The following is an 18,337-nucleotide window of genomic DNA, read 5'->3' as shown; positions in this document are numbered from 1 at the left end:
TTGCCCCCTTTTTCTTCATGAGAATGCTAGATTTGAAATTACTTGTGCAATCAGCACGATAAATATAAGGGGCAATGCAATTTGAACCCATTTCATTTGAATCTTTGGAATAAGTAGGATTCCCAAATGCGAACCTACAATGGAACCAATGGCAATTGGAATGGCAACGGCCCAATCTACGATCCCATGAAAAAAATACCACCAAAAAGCTCCAAAGCAACTGGAAAATATCACGATTCTAGAAAATTCAACCGCCTTATAATAACTAAATTGCTTTTTTAAATAATATGTAATGCTCATGGATGCTGAACCCGGACCAAATCCCCCATCATAAATACTAATAATAAAGGGAATAATTCGATTAACTTTTTGTTCTTTTTCTTGTTTTACAGAACTGTTTACATATTTTTTACTTAGTAAAACCGTTACTAGAGCAACAATCAATAAAAAGCATGCCACCGTGTTCATAATCTTTTCCGATAATAATGTGGCTAAAAATGCTCCCAGAATACCTCCGCAAATCGCAATAAAAATGATCCCTATCGACTTCTTTAAATCTATTTCTTTTTTTATAAAAAAGGTCATCACATTCGTAAATGCAGATAACCCCGTTGCAAATTTATTTACCGCAACACTAGTATGAATCGGTATACCGACCAAGAGCATTGCAGGAAGCGTTACAAGGCCTGCCGCTCCAAATAAAGCCCCCACCATAGATGCAATGACCCCTATACTAAATAATATGATAGCTTTTAACGAAAACAATGAAATGAATAATTCATCCATGAAAAATCCCCCTTTTTCTAAAATTACCTTTATACTATAGATAAAACAAATATATAATTTTCTTGTCTTCATAAATATTTTTTATGAAAGGGGTTTAATATGAATTTACATGCACTTAGAATTTTTATAAATGTAGCGAAGCATAAGAGCATCACACTTGCTGCAAATGAACTTTTAATTAGCCAGCCCGCTGTAACGATACAAATTCGTAACTTAGAAAAAGAATTAAATTTAAAATTGATTGAAGGAAGAGGTAGGGGAATTCAATTAACAACAGCAGGGGAATTTTTATATGAACAAGGCTTAAGACTGTTCCGATTAGAACAAAGTATAGAAAATAAAATTAGTGATTTTAAAGAAAAAAATGTCCAATTAAATATTGCTTCCTCCTACATACCAATCAACTATGTTTTACCGACTTTCCTGGCCCAATATAAACTATTACATCCCCATATTTTTATTAATGTTGCCCTGGGAAATGTAGCAAATGTAGAAAAACAAGTCTTAAATTTCGAATCAGATATTGGGTTTGTAGTTAGAAGCAACGTTGGGCACGAAGACTTACAATACGAAGAATTAATGACTGTTCCTTTTTGGTTTGTCGTCCATCCTAATCATCATTTAGCAAATAAAACCATAAACTTAGAAGAGTTAACAAATGAACAGATTATCTTTCGTGAAAGAGGAAGCTCCACTCGTGACTTACTTGAATCTGTTTTCTACGCAAGAAATTGTACTCTACCACCTATTGGAATCCAATTACAAGGGCTACATGAATCTATTAAAGCTGTCGCAGCTGGATATGGCATAACGCTTGCCCCCTCCTTTAGTGTGAGTAACGAAATTAGAGATAAAAAGTTATCCCGTGTGTGGATTGAAGGCATCGAGATCATTCAAAGTCTCTATATTTGTACACGGAAAATCGAGGCGAAGACAGAAGCTTTTATAAAATATATAAAAGACAATTTGATTGTTAACGGGTAAGAATATGGTTTTTTATAATTAAAATTTGAAAATTCTAAGAGTACTATATCACTGGAATTACTTATCGAAATTTCAATGAAAAACAAAATGGTCCCGGTACATACCGAGACCATTCATTTTGATTTTAGAGTTTTGTGTTTTTAGTTACTCTATCTCCTCAAAAACTTTACCTGCAATTGTCATTGCTTGAACAGCTTTTGGAAAGCCAACATATGCTGCGCATTGAATGATAACCTCAATGATTTCGTTTTTTGTTAGTCCGACTTTTAAGGCAGCTTTCATATGAAATTCAAGTTGATCAAAAGCACCTTGAGTAACAAGGGTAGTTAATGTAATTATTTCTCTTTGTGTTATGGATAAGCCATCTCGTCCATATACATCCCCATAGCCAAATGCAACAATCATATCCCAGAAGTCGGGTGAAATGTTTTTCATATATGTTATGTTTGAAAGTGCTTCTTCAGAAATCATTTCTTTTAGTTTTGCCATACCTAAATCGAATCTACTGTTATTTTCCATGTTACTGCCTCCCCATTGTAGGTGGAATTTCATTTGGATCGACCATTACTTCAATTACAACTGGCTTTTTTGTCTCTTTAATAATATCAAAAGAACTATGTAAAGCATCTTCCAAATCAAATGGATTAAAGCATTTAAGGGAATGAATCCCCATGGATTGAGCGAATAATGTTACATCTAATGGAGAATCATAAATGGCACCAACGGATTTCCCGTTCATCTTTTTCATCCCCTTCTCAACCATATCTAGTCTACCATTATTTAGTACAATAAATAACACCGGGGATTTATGATTTAATGCGGTTGAAATTTCAGATCCATGCATAAACATGCAACCGTCTCCAACTAAACAAACAATGTTTTTTTCCGGAGCAGCTATTTTGGCGCCAATAGAATAACCTATAGCATGTCCCATCGCACCGAATACATCATCAAAGAAAAAACTACCTGGTTCATAGATATCAAAATGTCTAATAGCGTAAAAAGTATGGCTACCATCATCCCCAAAAACGATAGCATCATCTGGGAGTGAGTTTCTGATAACTTTTAAAGTTGTTTCTGAACTCATATAATCTTCGTGTTTATTGTTTTCTATGTTGTTTACTTTCTTAGGAATTATGTACTCCAAGCTATTTACCGAATTTGTATTCTTTAGAATAGACTTAAGATTTGAACGAATATCACCAAGAACAGGTGTAGTTGGCACATCAATTGTTTTGCCAATAAAGGTCGGATCATAATCGAAATGAATTATATGACTTGGGTAAAGGTCCTTTGAAAAACCTGCAACTGACATATCACTTAATTTTGTTCCAATTACAAGTAATAGATCTACTTTATCACGTAAATAATCACTAGCTTCTTTGGTACCGCCCAGTCCAAACGCACCTAATGATAGTTTGTGATTGGAAATGAACGTCCCTTTTCCACCAGGTGTAGTGATTACCGGGATATTCCAATTTTCTGCTAGAAGTTGAACCTCTTTATAAGCTCTACTTGAATGGACTCCTTTTCCCAAAAACATAAGTGGACGCTTGGCAGAATCTATCATTTTTATAACATCGTCTATGAATGGTGAAATCATCTCATTAACTACTGGTAAATCCAATTCAAAAGGCTCTATTTCTTGTAACAGAATATCAAAAGGTAATGATAAATGAACGGGTCCTTTTACACCAGAAAAGGCTTTTTCCAAGGCATGTTGTAAGTAAACCTGCAACATATCCCCTCGTTCTACTCTGGCACTAAATTTGGTTACAGGTTTAAACATGTCAACTAAGTCTGTACCGAAAGGAGTTGAGTCTTGGCCCATTGCCTTACCAGTGTCCTTCATAGATGGATGACCGGTAATAATTAGAACAGGAATATGTGATGCCTTAGCTTGTCCTGCTGCAGTAAGTAAGTTGGTTCCACCAGGTCCGGAGGTACCAATAGCCACCCCAATTTTATTGTTCATTAATGAGTAACCAGCCGCTGCGTAACCACCACCTGATTCATGTTTACTTAGTACAAATTCAATATTATGTCTATCTGCAGCGTAAATTAATGGTGATATAGTTTTACCAGGTATGCCAAAGATATGCTTTATTCCCCAATGTTTAAAATTACTTGCTAGTATATCGGCACAAGGTTTCATAAGTAATGTTTCGGTAGGTAAAGTTTCCTTAAATAAAGTTGCCATTAGTAATTTTTATCCCTCTCAATTATTTTAATTTTAAAATCCTTTAATAATTCCGCGTAGTTTTGCTCAAATTGTTCAATTGTAAGAGGCTTACTGAATAAAAATCCCTGAATTGTATCACAATGATATTTCTTTAAAAATGCTAATTGTTCTCTTGTTTCAACCCCCTCTGCTATAACCTGTAGGTTGAGGTTATGAGCCAATGTAATAATAGCTTTGACGATGTTAGCATCATTTTCATCATTCATAATGTCTCTGACAAAAGATCGGTCAATCTTCAAATAATCAATTGGAAATTTCTTAAGATAACTTAAAGAACTGTACCCAGTTCCAAAATCATCTATACTAATAAGAACACCAATGGACTTCAATTCCTCTAGAACTCTTAGTGAATAATCAAAATCCATTGTCATCGATTCCGTTATTTCTATTATTAAATATTGGGGTTCAAGTTTTGTTCTTTCTAAAACTTTCTTAATAAAGCAAACTATATCTTGCTTAAGAAATTGTTGGGTTGATAAATTGACGGCAATTTTGAATGACGGAATACCGGTATTTTGCCATTTCTTATTTTGGAAACATGCTTGTTCAATAACCCATTCCCCAATTTGTGTGATTAATCCAGTTTCTTCAGCTAATTTAATAAATTTAACCGGATATATTACCCCTAACTCGGGGTGATTCCATCGAATTAATGCTTCTACTCCTACCAATTCTCCTGTTTTATTACAAACTTTAGGCTGATAATGTAATAAGAACTCGTCTCTTTCCAATGCTTTTCTTAAATCTGTTTCAAGTTTTATGTCAAACATATTTGGCAACATATCGGTTGTATAGATTATGTATCTGTTTTTACCTTGAGATTTGGCTTTATACATAGCAGTGTCCGCATTTACCATAAACTCTTCGGGAGACATCGTATAATTAGGATATGTAGCAATACCTATACTAACTGTCGTATGAAATTCATTTTTCTTCACCATAAAAGGGTCGTTGAACTGTTCTAATATTTGTTCTGCTTTTTCAATGACATAATTTTCATCATCAAAATCTTTTAATAAGAAAATAAATTCGTCCCCACCCATTCGAGCAAGTTTATCATTTTCTCCAAGACATTTAACTAGTCGTTTTGCTACCTCTACCAGTAAAACATCACCATTAGAATGTCCAAATGTATCATTTATCACCTTAAATCTATCTAAGTCCAAAAATAAAATCGCTATTTTAGGTTTAGATTCTATTGTGGTGCTCTCCAAAAGTAGCGATTCGATGTCCTTTTGTATGTAACGTCTATTTGGTAAACCTGTTAAATCGTCGTGATAAGCCAAATAGTTATATTTCTCCTCTAATAAGTACCTATCAGTAATGTCTCTAAACTGTCCAAACGCACCAACAATTCGATCATCCTCATAAATTGGTTGTGCATCAAATAAACACACTACTTGGTCACCATTTTTATTGATAAATTTAAGTTCTTCATTTTCAAACTTTTCTTCATGTTCTATAGCTCTTTTAAAATAGTTCCCTGTCAATTCCGAATCATAAATGCATTTTCCTATAACTGAACTTTTACTGAGATTAGAAATTTGTTGGGCAAAGTCATTAAATTCAGTTGTAATCCCTTTTTCGTCTGTTATTACGATTCCATTTCTAGTTCTACATAACATGATTTGATTCATGATATTTAGTATTTTATTTTGTTTTCTTAATAACAATTCTCTTTCAATTGAATCAACAGCTTGTGATAACATCGTTAGAAATAAAGGATTTTGAAAGGAAATAGGCATCATAATACAAACACTACCAAGTAAACTATCCTCGTCCGTGTAATGAAACGCAGCTCCGTAACACGCTACTTGATGTAGAAACGTATGATAATGGTTTTTACCTATTAAAGAGATTGGGTGCCTTTGCTGTAGGGATAAGCTAATCACATTGGTACCTGTATCTTCTTGTGTAAAAAGACTGCCAACCTTTATACCAAATTGCTCTACAGTAGACTTAATCGTTTTGTCACCCACCATATCAAGCAAAAATCCATTGGAATCTGAGATAACAATTAAAATAGGTGTTCCCTTTAAGAAATCTAAAAGCTTGTTTGAGAAAAAGCTAACGACAGATAAGATTTCACTGTAGGATTTCCTTTTTCTATATAAATCTTCTTCATCCAAGAACGACTTTGGCCTAGCTATTACGTTAGGGTTCATTCCGCTTTCTTTGCACATTCTCTTTGAATCTATTATGTAGTACGGTTCTTGTTGACACATTGGAAGCACCTCAAAGTAACCAAAAGTTAATTATTAAACAATTAATATGATTTTAAATAGGACCCTGCTAAATATACTAAAATAGAAAATGAGTATAATTGTCAAGAAAATCCAACAAAATTCGACTTGCTTTTTCGAGATTCGATAGAAAGAACTACTCGAACGATGTGCCTTATAGGACATTAGGATTGCTCTTTTTCTATATTTTTTTATTTATACCAACCATGTCCAATTCATAATATTCATATATGATTATTGCCTATGGGATAAAAAAGTTGTCTAAATTTTACACAATTTTAATATTTCCATTTTTTATATAAAAGTGCTATTATAGCTCTAATCAGATAAATATTCTAAAAATACTGAAAATTCGGGAGGGAAAAGATATGAGTGACGATGTATTGTACAAAAAATCATATTTTAACCGTATTAGTGAATTAAGTGATCTTACACCGGATACTTTTAAAGCTTTTATGCAATTTGATAGGCTTGCGCTATCTGAAGGAAAATTATCAAAAAGGCTAAAGGAATTAATAGCTGTAGCCGTTGCCCATACAACTGGGTGCCCTTATTGCATCGAGATTCATGTTAAACAGGCCAAATCAAAAGAAGTTTCCAAGGAAGAAATGTCTGAAGCCATTATGGTTGCAACAGCATTAAAGGCAGGTTCTGCACTAGCCCATGGAGTGAATGCATTAAATGCATATGATCAAGATGGTGACGAAGAATTATATAAGGCATCCTATTTTAAAAGATTACAAGAGTTCTCAAAATTAAATGGGGATGTGTTTAAGGCATTTGTTGATTTTGATACAAAAACGATGAAGGATGGTTTCTTAAGTGTAAAAGAAAAAGAATTGATAGCCACAGCTGTTGCTCATACAACGGGCTGCCCATATTGCATTAATATACATACAAAAGGGGCAAAACGCGCGAAGGCAACAAAAGAAGAAGTAGCAGAATCGATAATGGTCGCAACCGCTTTAAAAGCGGGTTCAGCATTGGCACACAGCGTTAATTCATTAAATGCATTTGATGCATAAAATAGATTTCTTTAGAAACAGTAAAATAGGTCGCAAATGCGGCCTATTTTTAACTGTTATATTGCTTATTTAACTTCTGACACAGTCTCTTCCTTTAAGGTCTTTTACTAACTAAAATTTTCATATAATTGACTGCTACAGTTTCACCCGTTTGTTTTTTAATATCAACTTTTGTGGTTACAACTCCCGAGTTTTCATCTTTATCCAAAATATCCATAACCTCAACCTCTAAATGAATGGTATCCCCAATAAATGTAGGCTTAACAAACCGAACCTTCTCCATTCCATAAAAGGCAACAACGATACCTGGTTCAAAGTGGAGTAAGCCAGTTGAGACTGAAAGAATAAGCATTCCATGGGCAATCCGTTGTTTGAATATTGTATTTGTTGCATATTCTGTGTCTGTGTGAAGAGGGTACCAATCACCACTAAATGCAGAAAACATTACTAAGTCAGTCTCTGTAATTGTACGTGATCTAGAAATCCATTTTTCTCCTATTTCATAATCTTCAAGATATTTATTAAACATTTTAACTTCCCCCTTTTCCTTTGATACCATTTTTTAATGCAAGAATTGTGCCAAATTATACCTTCAATCACTTTACATAATATTTGAAAAATTCTTGTTATAACTATATGATCGTAATATATGAAAATAAAAAATATTCCAAATTGAAAGCGTTGCCAAGAAACGTTTCTTGAAGATAAAAGAATACTAGAAAAGGAGATAGTTTATTTTGAATGTAGAGGAGTTTTTCAATACTAAACTGTTAGATATCGTGTTTGGAAGTACATATTATGGAACTGTTATTGTCAATAGTGCGGGGATTATTCAATATATGAGTAATAACTATTGTAAATTTTTGGGCATTGAACGAGGAAAAGTGATTGGCGAACACGTTACAGATATAATCGAAAATACAAGGATGCACCTGGTAGCACAAACAGGCAAATCTGAAATTGCGGATTTGCAGTTTCTAGGAGGAAATTTTGTAATAGCAAATCGATTACCAATTATCCAAAACAATGAAATAATCGGTGCGATTGGAACTATTATTTTTCGTGATCTTGATGATTGGGACAAAATGCATAATCATATTAAAGAGTTGCTTACAAAGCAAAATTATTATAGAAATGAACAAAGTATAACGAATGGAATAAAGTATTCTATAAGCGAATTAATTGGAGAATCACAAGAAATTCAAAAAATAAAAGAAAGGGTTAAAAAAATAGCTAGAGGTGATATATCCGTATTAATTAGAGGAGAAAGCGGTACAGGTAAGGAAATTGTTGCACACAGCATACATCAATGTAGTAATCGTAGTGATAAACCATTTATAAAAGTAAATTGTGGTGCTATTCCGGAACAATTGTTAGAATCTGAACTTTTTGGATATGCAGAGGGTTCCTTTACAGGAGCAAAAAAGGGAGGTAAAAAAGGTAAAGTGGAATTAGCTGATGGTGGAACCATTTTCCTTGATGAAATTGGTGATATGCCGCAGCATATGCAGGTTAAGTTATTACGGGTCCTTCAGGAAAAAGAATTTGAGCCAGTAGGTGCACTTCACCCAAAAAAAGTAAATGTTAGAGTAATTGCTGCCACAAATTGTCCTTTGGAAGAAATGATTGAAAAAAAACAGTTTCGTGAAGATTTATATTATAGAATTAATGCAATCCAATTATTCATTCCCCCTTTACGGGATAGAACCGAAGATATCCCTTTACTTGTTGATTACTTTTTAAAGAAATATACAGTACGTATTGGAAAACGAATTACTGGCATCGATCCCAAGGTTATTTCACTTATGGAAAAATGTGACTGGCCGGGTAATATCAGAGAACTTGAGAATGTTATTTATGCAAGTGTTCACCTCACAAATGATGAGACACTACGAATAGAAGCATTACCTGATTATATAAAGAAGCATGAGAATGAGAAATTTGAAGAAAAAAGTTTAAAGGATATAGTGGAAGAAACAGAAAAAAAAGTAATTGAACAGGCGTTAAAGAAATTTAAGTTCGATAAAAAAAAGGTTGCAAAAGCTCTCGGAGTTGGTAATTCCACTATTTACGATAAAATAAAAAAATATCAAATATCTGACCAATAAACCAATCCAGAATTTCGGAATATCTTCCGAAATTTCGGATTGGTTTTTTTATGTAATTATTTATTTGTTTCCGAAAAACAAGAAAATATAAAATTATTACATTTCTATTAAATTAATAAAATTGTAAGTTTGTATAACTTTTTTGCCTTGGCATGGAAATTGCATTAGAAATAACTGAGTAAATAATAAAGAGTAAAAGGGGGAATTTCGTTGGATGTAAGTATTATCACAAGAAAAATGGCAAATGATTTTAATGACTTAAATGCTAGTAAAATAGCGATACAAGAGGAGGCGGGAAAGTCATGGACATATAAAGATCTCCACCTAATATCGAATTCATATGCCAATAAACTTTACGAATTAGGAGTTCAAAAAGGGGATCGCGTAGGTATTTTACTATATAACTGCCTTGAATATTTTGCTCTTTATTTTGCAATTGCCAAGATTGGTGCAATTGCTGTTCGCCTTAATTTCAGGCTTACTAGTGCAGAGTTGGAATATGCATTAAACGATTCACAGACAAAAATCTTGTGTTTCCATTCAAACTTGGCCCCTCAGATAGAGCCAATTTGTAATCATGTTTCTGTTGAGCGCTATTTTTGTCTACCGAATAAACAGGATGAAATCCCTAATTGGTCTAATCCTTGGAGTGAATTAGAAAGAGGATCAGTTGATGAAATTATTGTAAACAACATTAAAATAAACGATCCAGTTATGCTAATGTACACTTCTGGAACAACTGGAAGACCTAAAGGTGCAGTTTGGACCCATGGAACAACACTTTGGTTTTCAAGTATACAAGTAATGAAATGGAATTTTACAGGCCAAGAAATTGGGATGACAACAGGTCCACTATACCATGTTGGTGCAATGGAGGATATTGCACTTCCAATCCTATTGATGGGTGGAACATTAATCATTACAAGAAGCCAGGGGTTTGAGATTAAAAGAATTCTAGATGTTATTGAACATGAAAATGTTACGGACTGCTTCCTGTTTCCATTTATGATTTATGAAATGTTAAATCTGCCCGGAATTGATGAGTATAAGCTAAAATCTTTGAAAACTATTTATACCGGTGGTGACCCACTAATGCCATGGGCATTAGAAACATTAAAAAGAAAATTTCCCCAACTTGGGGTAGTTCAAGTTTACGGATTAACAGAAGGTCAGCCAATTGCTGCTTCACTTGATCCGCAGGATGTTTTTACAAAAGGCCACACCGTTGGGAAACCTATGCCACTAACAGAGATTAGAATTATCGATGAGAATGGAGCCCAACTTCCAACAGGTGAAGTTGGTGAAATTGCGATTAAAAGTCCAGGGGTTTCGGAGGGCTACTGGAAGAACACTGCAGCCACTTTAGAAACATTTGTAAATGGTTGGTGTAAAACAGGAGATTTAGGGAAATTCGATGAAGAGGGATATCTAACAATTGCAGGTAGAAAGAAAGATATGATTAGAAGTGGAGGAGAAAATATATACGCAGCAGAGATTGAAGATGTTTTATATCGACATGAGGCTGTAAAAGAAGTTTCTATTATTGGTCTACCTGATCCAAAATACATTGAGGCAGTTTGTGCTGTAGTTGTTAAGAAAGAAGGGGCTAAGCTTACGGAAGAAGAAGTGATCGATTACTGTAAAAGATATCTTGCCAGCTACAAAAAGCCCAAAAAGGTAATTTTCGTGGATGAAATACCACGAACTCCATCTGGAAAGGTTCAGAAGTTCATTCTCCGAAACCAATTTAGTGGAGTTGTTTAATTATACGTGTTTCAAATACTTGGATTTGAAAGTTTAGGAGGATACTAGATGAATAATGATTCAGTTGTTTCATGGTCTAAACAAAATAATATTGCAACCATTGTTATTAATAATCCACCCGTCAATGTCCTAAGTGCAGATGTTGTGGAACAGTTGTCGATTGTAGCTGATGAGATTGAAAAGGATTCTGAAGTAAAGGTCGTTATTCTTACCGGTGCAGGAGATCGAGCTTTTATGGCAGGTGGGGATATAAAAGGATTTCCTGCTTGGATGGGAAAAGGAGTGGAAGAGGCAGAACAAAAATCTCTTTGGCTTCAAGAACCATTAAATAAAATTGAAAACTTATCTTGCCCAACAATTGCTGCAATCAATGGAGTGGCATTAGGGGGAGGCTGTGAACTCGCATTATGTTTCGACATTCGAATTGCGGAGGAGCATATTATGATTGGGCTTCCTGAAATTAAACTTGGATTGTTTCCGGGTGCTGGGGGGACACAAAGGCTTCCTAGACTGATTGGTAAAGCGAAAGCGAAGGAAATGATCTTTACGGGAGAGCCACTATCGGCAGAAGCAGCTAAACAAATTGGGCTTGTAAATCATGTTGTACCAAAAGGGAAATCTTTAGAGAAAGCAATGGAACTTGCTAGGTTTATTTGCAATTACTCTTTGCCATCATTAACCTTGGCTAAACAATCTATTGATTACGGGTACGAAAAAACACTGCATGATGGACTCTTGATTGAAGCTAATCATTTTGGTCACGTTTTTCAAACGAAGGATGTTATAGAAGGAGTAGAAGCCTTTATCAATAAGCGAAATCCCAACTTTATAGATCAGTAATCTACTAAATTGAAAGCGCTTTATCGATAAGAGTTGATGACTCTAGGGAGCACAATCAATGGTTTAGAATGGACCGCCTTTACTATTCCGAGCCAAGATAGGGGGAGATTAAAAAATGGATGTATTTATCATTATTTTAGCGCTTGGATTACTTATGTTTCTTGCTTTTCGAGGTTTTTCTGTTATTCTTTTTGCGCCATTGTGTGCCTTAATGGCCGTCTTTTTAACCGATCCAAGTCATGTTTTACCTTACTTCTCCAATATTTACATGGTAAAGTTGGTTGACTTTGTTAAACTGTATTTCCCAGTTTTTATACTTGGTGCTCTTTTTGGAAAATTAGTTGAGATAAGTGGTGTAGCAAAAAGTATTGCTAAGATTATTGTTCGCTTTATCGGGGCAAAACAAGCTATTTTAGCGATTGTGTTAATGGGTGCAATCCTGACTTACAGCGGAGTAAGCTTGTTTGTTGCAGTATTCGCTATTTATCCATTTGCAAATCAGCTTTTTCGGGAAGCTAATATTCCAAAACGCTTAATTCCTGCAACTATTGCAGTTAGTGCTTTTACATTTTCCATGGATTCACTTCCTGGGTCTCCACAAATTCAGAACGTTATCCCGACGACGTTTTTAGGCACAAACATCTATGCTGCACCGGTGTTGGGAACTATTGGTGCTATATTTATTGCTACCTGCAGCCTTTTGTATCTCAATCATTGTCGGAAAAAGGCAGCAAAAATGGGTGAAGGATATTTTGGAATAGGGGATAAAGCTATAAATAGAGAAGCAGCCGAAGCTGAATTAGCAGCAACTAGCACAGTGGCAATGGAGTCATCTATGGCTTCTGCTAGCGTTTCTGGAAATGGGATTAGTAGAAGAGATTGGTTTGCTTTTATTCCATTATTGTTAGTGGGAATAATGAATAAGTTTTTTACCGAGTCTATACCTGTCTGGTATGCTGATGGATTTGATTTTGCCTCTATTGGTTTGAAAGCATATGGAAATGTTAATATGGCTCAGGTTATTGGAGTTTGGTCAGTAGAGTTGGCTCTTATCATGGGTATAATAGCGACAATTTTAGTGAATGTTCAAGCTGCTAGATTAAACTTTAGATCATGTATGCAGGTGGGGATAAGTGGATCATTGCTAGCAACTATGAATACGGCAGCAGAATATGGTTTTGGGGGCGTAATTGCAGCATTACCAGGGTTTACGGCTGTACAGGACTTTCTAACTGGGATTTTTACTAACCCACTTTTAAATGGAGCGGTTATGACAAATGTTTTGTGTGCCATCACTGGTTCAGGATCTGGTGGATTGAGTATCTCTTTAGGATTGATGGCGGATACCTACATACAAACAGCCGCAAATTATGGTATTCCACTAGAAGTTTTACACCGTATTCTAGCTATGTCAGCAGGTGGTTTTGATACGTTACCGCATAACGGAGCAGTAATAACCCTCCTTTTTGTTTGCGGGCTTACTCACCGTCAAGCATATAAAGATATCTTTGCCATTACTGTTATAAAGGGACTTGCAGTATTCTTTGCCATTGGTGTATTCAGCTTGTTTGCAATTGTATAAAAAATAGATCATCTTTGAATGACCGCTACTATCCAATTGTCACGGCGTATATTTTTTGAATATTTGGAATTAATTTATCGATAAGAAATAGACCACTTTTTGGGTGGTCTATTTCTTATGGAAAATAAGGCACCAATAGTAAAAAGATGATAAAATAAACAGGTACAATCCTCCCTATATATTCCACACTAAAGAAAGGGGTCCTCTACCTTGCTAGTAAAAGCTCGTGAACTTCTAAAAACCTATTATGGTTACTCGTCATTCCGGATTGGCCAAGAGCAGGCTATTACATCTGTATTCCATGGAAACAACACAATTTGTGTAATGCCAACAGGCGGCGGTAAATCCATTGTCTACCAAATACCTGCACTTATTCTTCCAGGAACCACCTTGGTTATCTCGCCACTTATTTCCCTAATGAAGGATCAGGTAGATACATTAAATCAACTAGGAATTCCTGCTGCTTATATCAATAGTTCACTTAGCCCGGAAGAGGCTAAAGAAACCATTGAAGAAGCCATCTCTGGCGGATATAAGCTATTATATGTTGCACCAGAACGGCTTGAATCCAATGATTTTCAGGAACTATTAAAAAATATACATGTCCCTCTTATTGCGGTGGATGAGGCGCACTGTATTTCACAATGGGGACATGATTTCCGCCCAAGCTATCTGCACATTTCAAGATTACTGGATAAACTCCCAGGCAATCCTATAGTATTGGCATTAACCGCGACAGCAACACCAAGGGTAAGGGAAGATATTTGTCATTCCCTGTCAATCAATCCTGCCAACTCGATTATCACAGGATTTGAAAGGGAAAACCTTTCATTTGCTATCATCAAAGGTCAGGATCGTCTTGCATTTCTAAAGGATTATGTGAAAAAGAATAAAAATGAAGCTGGTATCATTTACGCGGCGACTAGAAAAACAGTGGATAAGCTGTATGAATGGCTGTGCAAAGAAAACGTGAATGCTGCACGATATCATGCGGGGATGAAGGATGAGACCCGCGCATACGAACAAGAACGATTTTTAAAAGATGAAGCAGATGTGATGGTGGCAACCTCTGCCTTTGGCATGGGCATAGATAAATCGAATATACGCTATGTTATCCATTATCAAATGCCTAGAAATATGGAAAGTTATTATCAGGAGGCCGGGCGTGCTGGGCGGGACGGGCTTCCAAGTGAGTGTACGGTTCTTTATTCTCCACAAGATGTGCAAATCCAGCGCTTCTTAATTGATCAATCTGCGGAACAAGGTCGGATGCAGCAAGAGCTGGAGAAACTGCAGCAGATGATTGATTACTGTCATACAGAAAGCTGTCTCCAATCCTTTATCCTTACATACTTCGGTGAAAAAGAAACACAACCATGCGGACGATGCGGAAATTGCACCGATACCCGAATTAAGGTGGACGTGACAAAGGAAGCTCAGATGGTGTTAAGCTGCATCATTCGGATGGGGCAAAAATATGGAAAAGCAATGACTGCGGCCGTGTTAACTGGTTCAAAAAATAAAAAGGTTCTAGATTTCGGATTTAATAGGCTTTCAACTTATGGAATTATGAAGGAGCAAAGTGCCAAGCAAGTCACCGAGTTAATTGATTTCCTTATCTCCATTAATATAATTGGGGTTGAGCAAGGAGCCTATCCGACCATCTTTGTTGCTTCGGCTGGAAAAGCTGTTCTTACCGGTCAACAGAATGTTTTTCGAAAAGAGGCTGTACAAATTAAGCAAGTTGCCAATGACGATCCATTGTTTGAGGAACTTCGCAGTTTAAGGAAAACAGTGGCGGAAGCGGAGCATGTACCGCCATTTGTTATCTTTTCAGATGCGTCGTTAAAGGATATGTGTGCAAAGCTCCCGCTGACTGATGAAGAGTTTTTACAGGTGAGTGGAGTGGGGAAGCATAAGCTGGCAAAATACGGTGAAAAATTTATTAACGCAATTATTGCGTATTGCCCAAGGTGAGAAACGGGGACGAGGTACCTGTCCCTTTTATAGAAAAATTCATTGATACATTATATTGTTGTACTTTATAATCGAGGTAGTAAAGTGTTATATAACAAAAGTGTTAGGAGGGATTTTCTGATGGATCAACTTGTAACAACAGTTAACGGATGGTTGTGGAGCCCATTATTGATTGTTTTCATTGTTTTTTGCGGTTTGTATTTTAGTTTTCGCACTAGATTCCTACAAATTCGTCACATCAAAGAAATGGTCAAGCTTTTGATTTCAGGGAAGAGTTCCGATGAGGGTGTTTCTTCTTTTCAGGCATTAGCTATGTCATTATCAGGTCGAATTGGTGTAGGAAATATCGCCGGAACAGCAACAGGTATTGCATATGGGGGACCGGGCTCTGTATTTTGGATGTGGGTTATTACCTTTGTAGGTGCAGCTTCAGCCTTTGTGGAATCGACTCTTGCTCAAATCTATAAAGAAAACCAGGATGGTGTGTATCGAGGAGGTCCAGCATATTATATAGAAAAAGGTCTTGGCTGGAAATGGTTTGCCATCATTTTCGCTGTGGCAACACTACTCGCAATGTCTATATTGATGCCAGGAATACAGGCAAATGCCATCGGGGATGCCGTTCACAATGCTTTTGGTATAGACAATAGAATTACGGGTTTAATTGTGGTCGCACTGATTGGATTTACTATTTTTGGTGGAGTTAAGCGGATTGCTAGAGTCGCAGAATTGATTGTTCCTTTTATGGCAATCGGTTATTTGTTAATTGCAATTGCAATCATAGTTATTAATTTTGAAAAAACAGCAGAAGTATTTGGATTAATTTTTAAAAGCGCTTTCGGTGCAGAGCAACTATTTGGCGGTATTATTGGTTCGGCGGTTATGTGGGGAGTAAAACGTGGCCTTTATGCGAACGAAGCCGGACAAGGTACTGGTGCTCACCCAGCTGCAGCAGCTGAGGTATCTCATCCGGTCAAACAGGGTTTGGTACAAGCTTTTTCCATTTATTTAGATGTATTCTTGGTTGTTACATCGACTGCCATGATGATTTTATTTACGAATCAATACAATGTAATCAATGAAAAAACAGGGGATTTCATAAGGGAAAACCTGAAAGGAGTTGAACCTGGACCTGGTTTCACTCAAGCTGCCGTTGATACCATCCTTCCGGGATTCGGCCCAGGCTTTATTGCCATTGCTTTATTCTTCTTTGCCTTCACAACGATTTATGCCTACTACTATATTGCAGAGACGAATCTAGCTTATCTAGTACGTGGCAAACATAGAGGTATGGCTTTTGTTTTACTAAAACTCATCCTTATTATTTCAACTTTCTACGGATCGGTAAAAACGGCTACTACTGCATGGGCAATGGGTGATATTGGGCTTGGAATTATGGTCTGGCTGAACTTGATTGCTATTCTTTTATTATTTAAACCAGCCAATATCGCTCTAAAAGATTATGAAGAGCAGTTGGAGCAAGGGAAAGACCCAGAATTTAATTCTTCTAAGTATGGAATTAAGAATGCTGATTTCTGGAAAAATGGATACAACAAATCCCCAAAGAATAAGAATCGGATTGTTTCATAAAGTGTACTTTTATCATTTAAGGTAAATACACCAAGATTAGTGCTAAGTTCGCTTCATCAAACAAAAGGCATCTACTTGAATGTGGGTGCCTTTTACTATTTGATTAGCAAATTGTAAATTAACTCTCCAACTTTACGATTATGGTTGGTAGCCACAAATTTTCCGTAGAGTTAAAATGGTTTTTCATCTATTATAAAACTATTATTATATTTCAAGGTGAGGAGTAATACATGTATAGACCAAATAGAAGAACAGGATTATTTCTTGTTATAATAGGGGCGATCCTTTGGGGGATTAGTGGCACCGTTGCCAAAAAGCTCTTTCAACAAGCAATCGATGTAAATTGGCTTGTAACTACACGGTTGCTCATAGCGGGTGTTTTACTCTTGGCCGTTCAATTTTTTGTAAAAGACCGTTCGCAAATAGTAGGTGTTTGGAAAAATAGAAGGATCGCTTTTCAACTCATTTTCTTCGGCTTGCTTGGTATGCTTTCGGTTCAATATACGTATATGGCTTCAATTAAACATGGTAATGCTGCTGTTGCGACGCTATTACAGTATTTAGCACCTGTTATGATTATCGTATACTTAATTTTCCGCAAACAAACTGCTCTAACACGAAGAGACCTAATGGCGGTTTCTCTTGCTTTAGTGGGTTGTTTTTTCTTATTAACAAACGGCTCAATCTCGCAGGTTTATGTGCCAACACTTGCAATCGTGTGGGGTGTTTTATCTGCCCTAGCGTTAGCATTTTATACTCTATATGCTGTTCCATTACTGAAACAATACGATTCCCTTGTTATTGTTGGCTGGGCTATGATCATCGGTGGCGTTGGATTAAATATGATCCATCCACTTTGGCAAATAGACTTTAAAAGCTTGACGCTGGAAACCTATTTCTATTTAGTATTCGTTATCGTATTTGGTACAATGCTAGCATTTTGGTTTTATATTGAAAGCTTACAAAGCCTTTCACCTAAAGAAACAAGCCTTCTAGGCAGCTTGGAACCATTAGCTGCGGTTTTAACAACTGTATTTTGGTTAAAAGAGCCATTTGGTTTTTTTCAATGGCTTGGTACTGCCTGTATTATCGGACTCATTTTGTTATTGGCATTGGATAAAAAGCCCTCTTCAAATAACTAGATATAATGTAAGGATTTTCTTATTTCAAGAATGGAAAGTAGTGGCCATACTTCA

The 18,337-nt window shown here is 36.0% G+C and carries 13 protein-coding genes and 1 pseudogene; 9 read left to right on the top strand and 5 right to left on the bottom strand.

The annotated features are described in order from the left end of the window. Window positions 1–15 precede the first annotated feature (15 nt). Window positions 16–786 carry a sulfite exporter TauE/SafE family protein gene (locus ACNQFZ_RS07685; RefSeq protein ID WP_458414691.1) on the bottom strand — a complete coding sequence of 257 codons (771 nt, stop codon included), beginning with the start codon at window positions 784–786 and terminating at the stop codon, window positions 16–18. Between the two features lie 99 nt (window positions 787–885). Between ACNQFZ_RS07685 and ACNQFZ_RS07680 the strand changes: the two genes are divergently transcribed. Continuing rightward, the gene (locus tag ACNQFZ_RS07680; protein ID WP_458414690.1) at window positions 886–1,770 is read left to right on the top strand and encodes a LysR substrate-binding domain-containing protein; all 885 of its coding nucleotides are present in this window, start codon (window positions 886–888) and stop codon (window positions 1,768–1,770) included. A 144-nt stretch (window positions 1,771–1,914) separates the two neighbouring features. Here ACNQFZ_RS07680 and ACNQFZ_RS07675 read toward each other — a convergent pair whose 3' ends face one another. Genes ACNQFZ_RS07675 through ACNQFZ_RS07665 form a run of 3 tightly spaced genes read right to left on the bottom strand, consistent with a single transcriptional unit; the run spans window position 1,915 to window position 6,237 of the window. Continuing rightward, a complete protein-coding gene (locus ACNQFZ_RS07675; RefSeq protein WP_458414689.1) occupies window positions 1,915–2,289 on the bottom strand; it encodes a carboxymuconolactone decarboxylase family protein in 375 nt (124 codons plus the stop codon). A 1-nt stretch (window position 2,290) separates the two neighbouring features. After that, complete coding sequence (locus ACNQFZ_RS07670; RefSeq protein WP_458414688.1) at window positions 2,291–3,970, bottom strand: thiamine pyrophosphate-binding protein; 1,680 nt, start codon at window positions 3,968–3,970, stop codon at window positions 2,291–2,293. Continuing rightward, the gene (locus ACNQFZ_RS07665; RefSeq protein WP_458414687.1) at window positions 3,970–6,237 is read right to left on the bottom strand and encodes an EAL domain-containing protein; all 2,268 of its coding nucleotides are present in this window, start codon (window positions 6,235–6,237) and stop codon (window positions 3,970–3,972) included. Before ACNQFZ_RS07665 ends, ACNQFZ_RS07670 begins: the two co-directional genes overlap by 1 nt. A 386-nt stretch (window positions 6,238–6,623) precedes the next feature. On the opposite strand from ACNQFZ_RS07665, the gene ACNQFZ_RS07660 reads away from it, so the two are divergent. Then, window positions 6,624–7,280, top strand: coding sequence for a carboxymuconolactone decarboxylase family protein (locus ACNQFZ_RS07660; protein ID WP_458414686.1), 657 nt, complete (start codon window positions 6,624–6,626; stop codon window positions 7,278–7,280). A 94-nt stretch (window positions 7,281–7,374) separates the two neighbouring features. Here the strand turns inward: ACNQFZ_RS07660 and ACNQFZ_RS07655 are convergent, their stop codons facing one another. After that, complete coding sequence (locus ACNQFZ_RS07655) at window positions 7,375–7,809, bottom strand: MaoC/PaaZ C-terminal domain-containing protein (RefSeq protein WP_458414685.1); 435 nt, start codon at window positions 7,807–7,809, stop codon at window positions 7,375–7,377. Between the two features lie 205 nt (window positions 7,810–8,014). Here ACNQFZ_RS07655 and ACNQFZ_RS07650 point away from each other — a divergent pair, with 205 nt between their 5' ends. From ACNQFZ_RS07650 to ACNQFZ_RS07620, 7 genes and pseudogenes are all read left to right on the top strand, one after another. Next, window positions 8,015–9,388, top strand: coding sequence for a sigma-54 interaction domain-containing protein (locus ACNQFZ_RS07650; protein WP_458415341.1), 1,374 nt, complete (start codon window positions 8,015–8,017; stop codon window positions 9,386–9,388). A 210-nt stretch (window positions 9,389–9,598) separates the two neighbouring features. After that, on the top strand, window positions 9,599–11,152 hold the full coding sequence (locus ACNQFZ_RS07645; protein WP_458414684.1) for an acyl-CoA synthetase: 1,554 nt from the start codon (window positions 9,599–9,601) through the stop codon (window positions 11,150–11,152). A 48-nt stretch (window positions 11,153–11,200) separates the two neighbouring features. Then, a complete protein-coding gene (locus ACNQFZ_RS07640) occupies window positions 11,201–11,992 on the top strand; it encodes an enoyl-CoA hydratase/isomerase family protein (RefSeq protein WP_458414683.1) in 792 nt (263 codons plus the stop codon). Between the two features lie 115 nt (window positions 11,993–12,107). Then, window positions 12,108–13,574: a GntP family permease gene (locus ACNQFZ_RS07635; protein ID WP_458414682.1), complete on the top strand. Its 1,467-nt coding sequence runs from the start codon at window positions 12,108–12,110 to the stop codon at window positions 13,572–13,574. A gap of 210 nt (window positions 13,575–13,784) precedes the next feature. Beyond that, window positions 13,785–15,530, top strand: a pseudogene (gene recQ / locus ACNQFZ_RS07630) (DNA helicase RecQ); the annotation flags it as partial. 141 nt (window positions 15,531–15,671) lie between these two features. Continuing rightward, complete coding sequence (locus tag ACNQFZ_RS07625; protein ID WP_458414681.1) at window positions 15,672–17,141, top strand: alanine/glycine:cation symporter family protein; 1,470 nt, start codon at window positions 15,672–15,674, stop codon at window positions 17,139–17,141. A gap of 230 nt (window positions 17,142–17,371) precedes the next feature. Further along, window positions 17,372–18,283 carry a DMT family transporter gene (locus ACNQFZ_RS07620; protein WP_458414680.1) on the top strand — a complete coding sequence of 304 codons (912 nt, stop codon included), beginning with the start codon at window positions 17,372–17,374 and terminating at the stop codon, window positions 18,281–18,283. Window positions 18,284–18,337: the final 54 nt, after the last annotated feature.

This window comes from Schinkia acidoalkalinis, from assembly GCF_054301215.1.
This window is presented reverse-complemented; position numbering and strand designations above follow the sequence as displayed.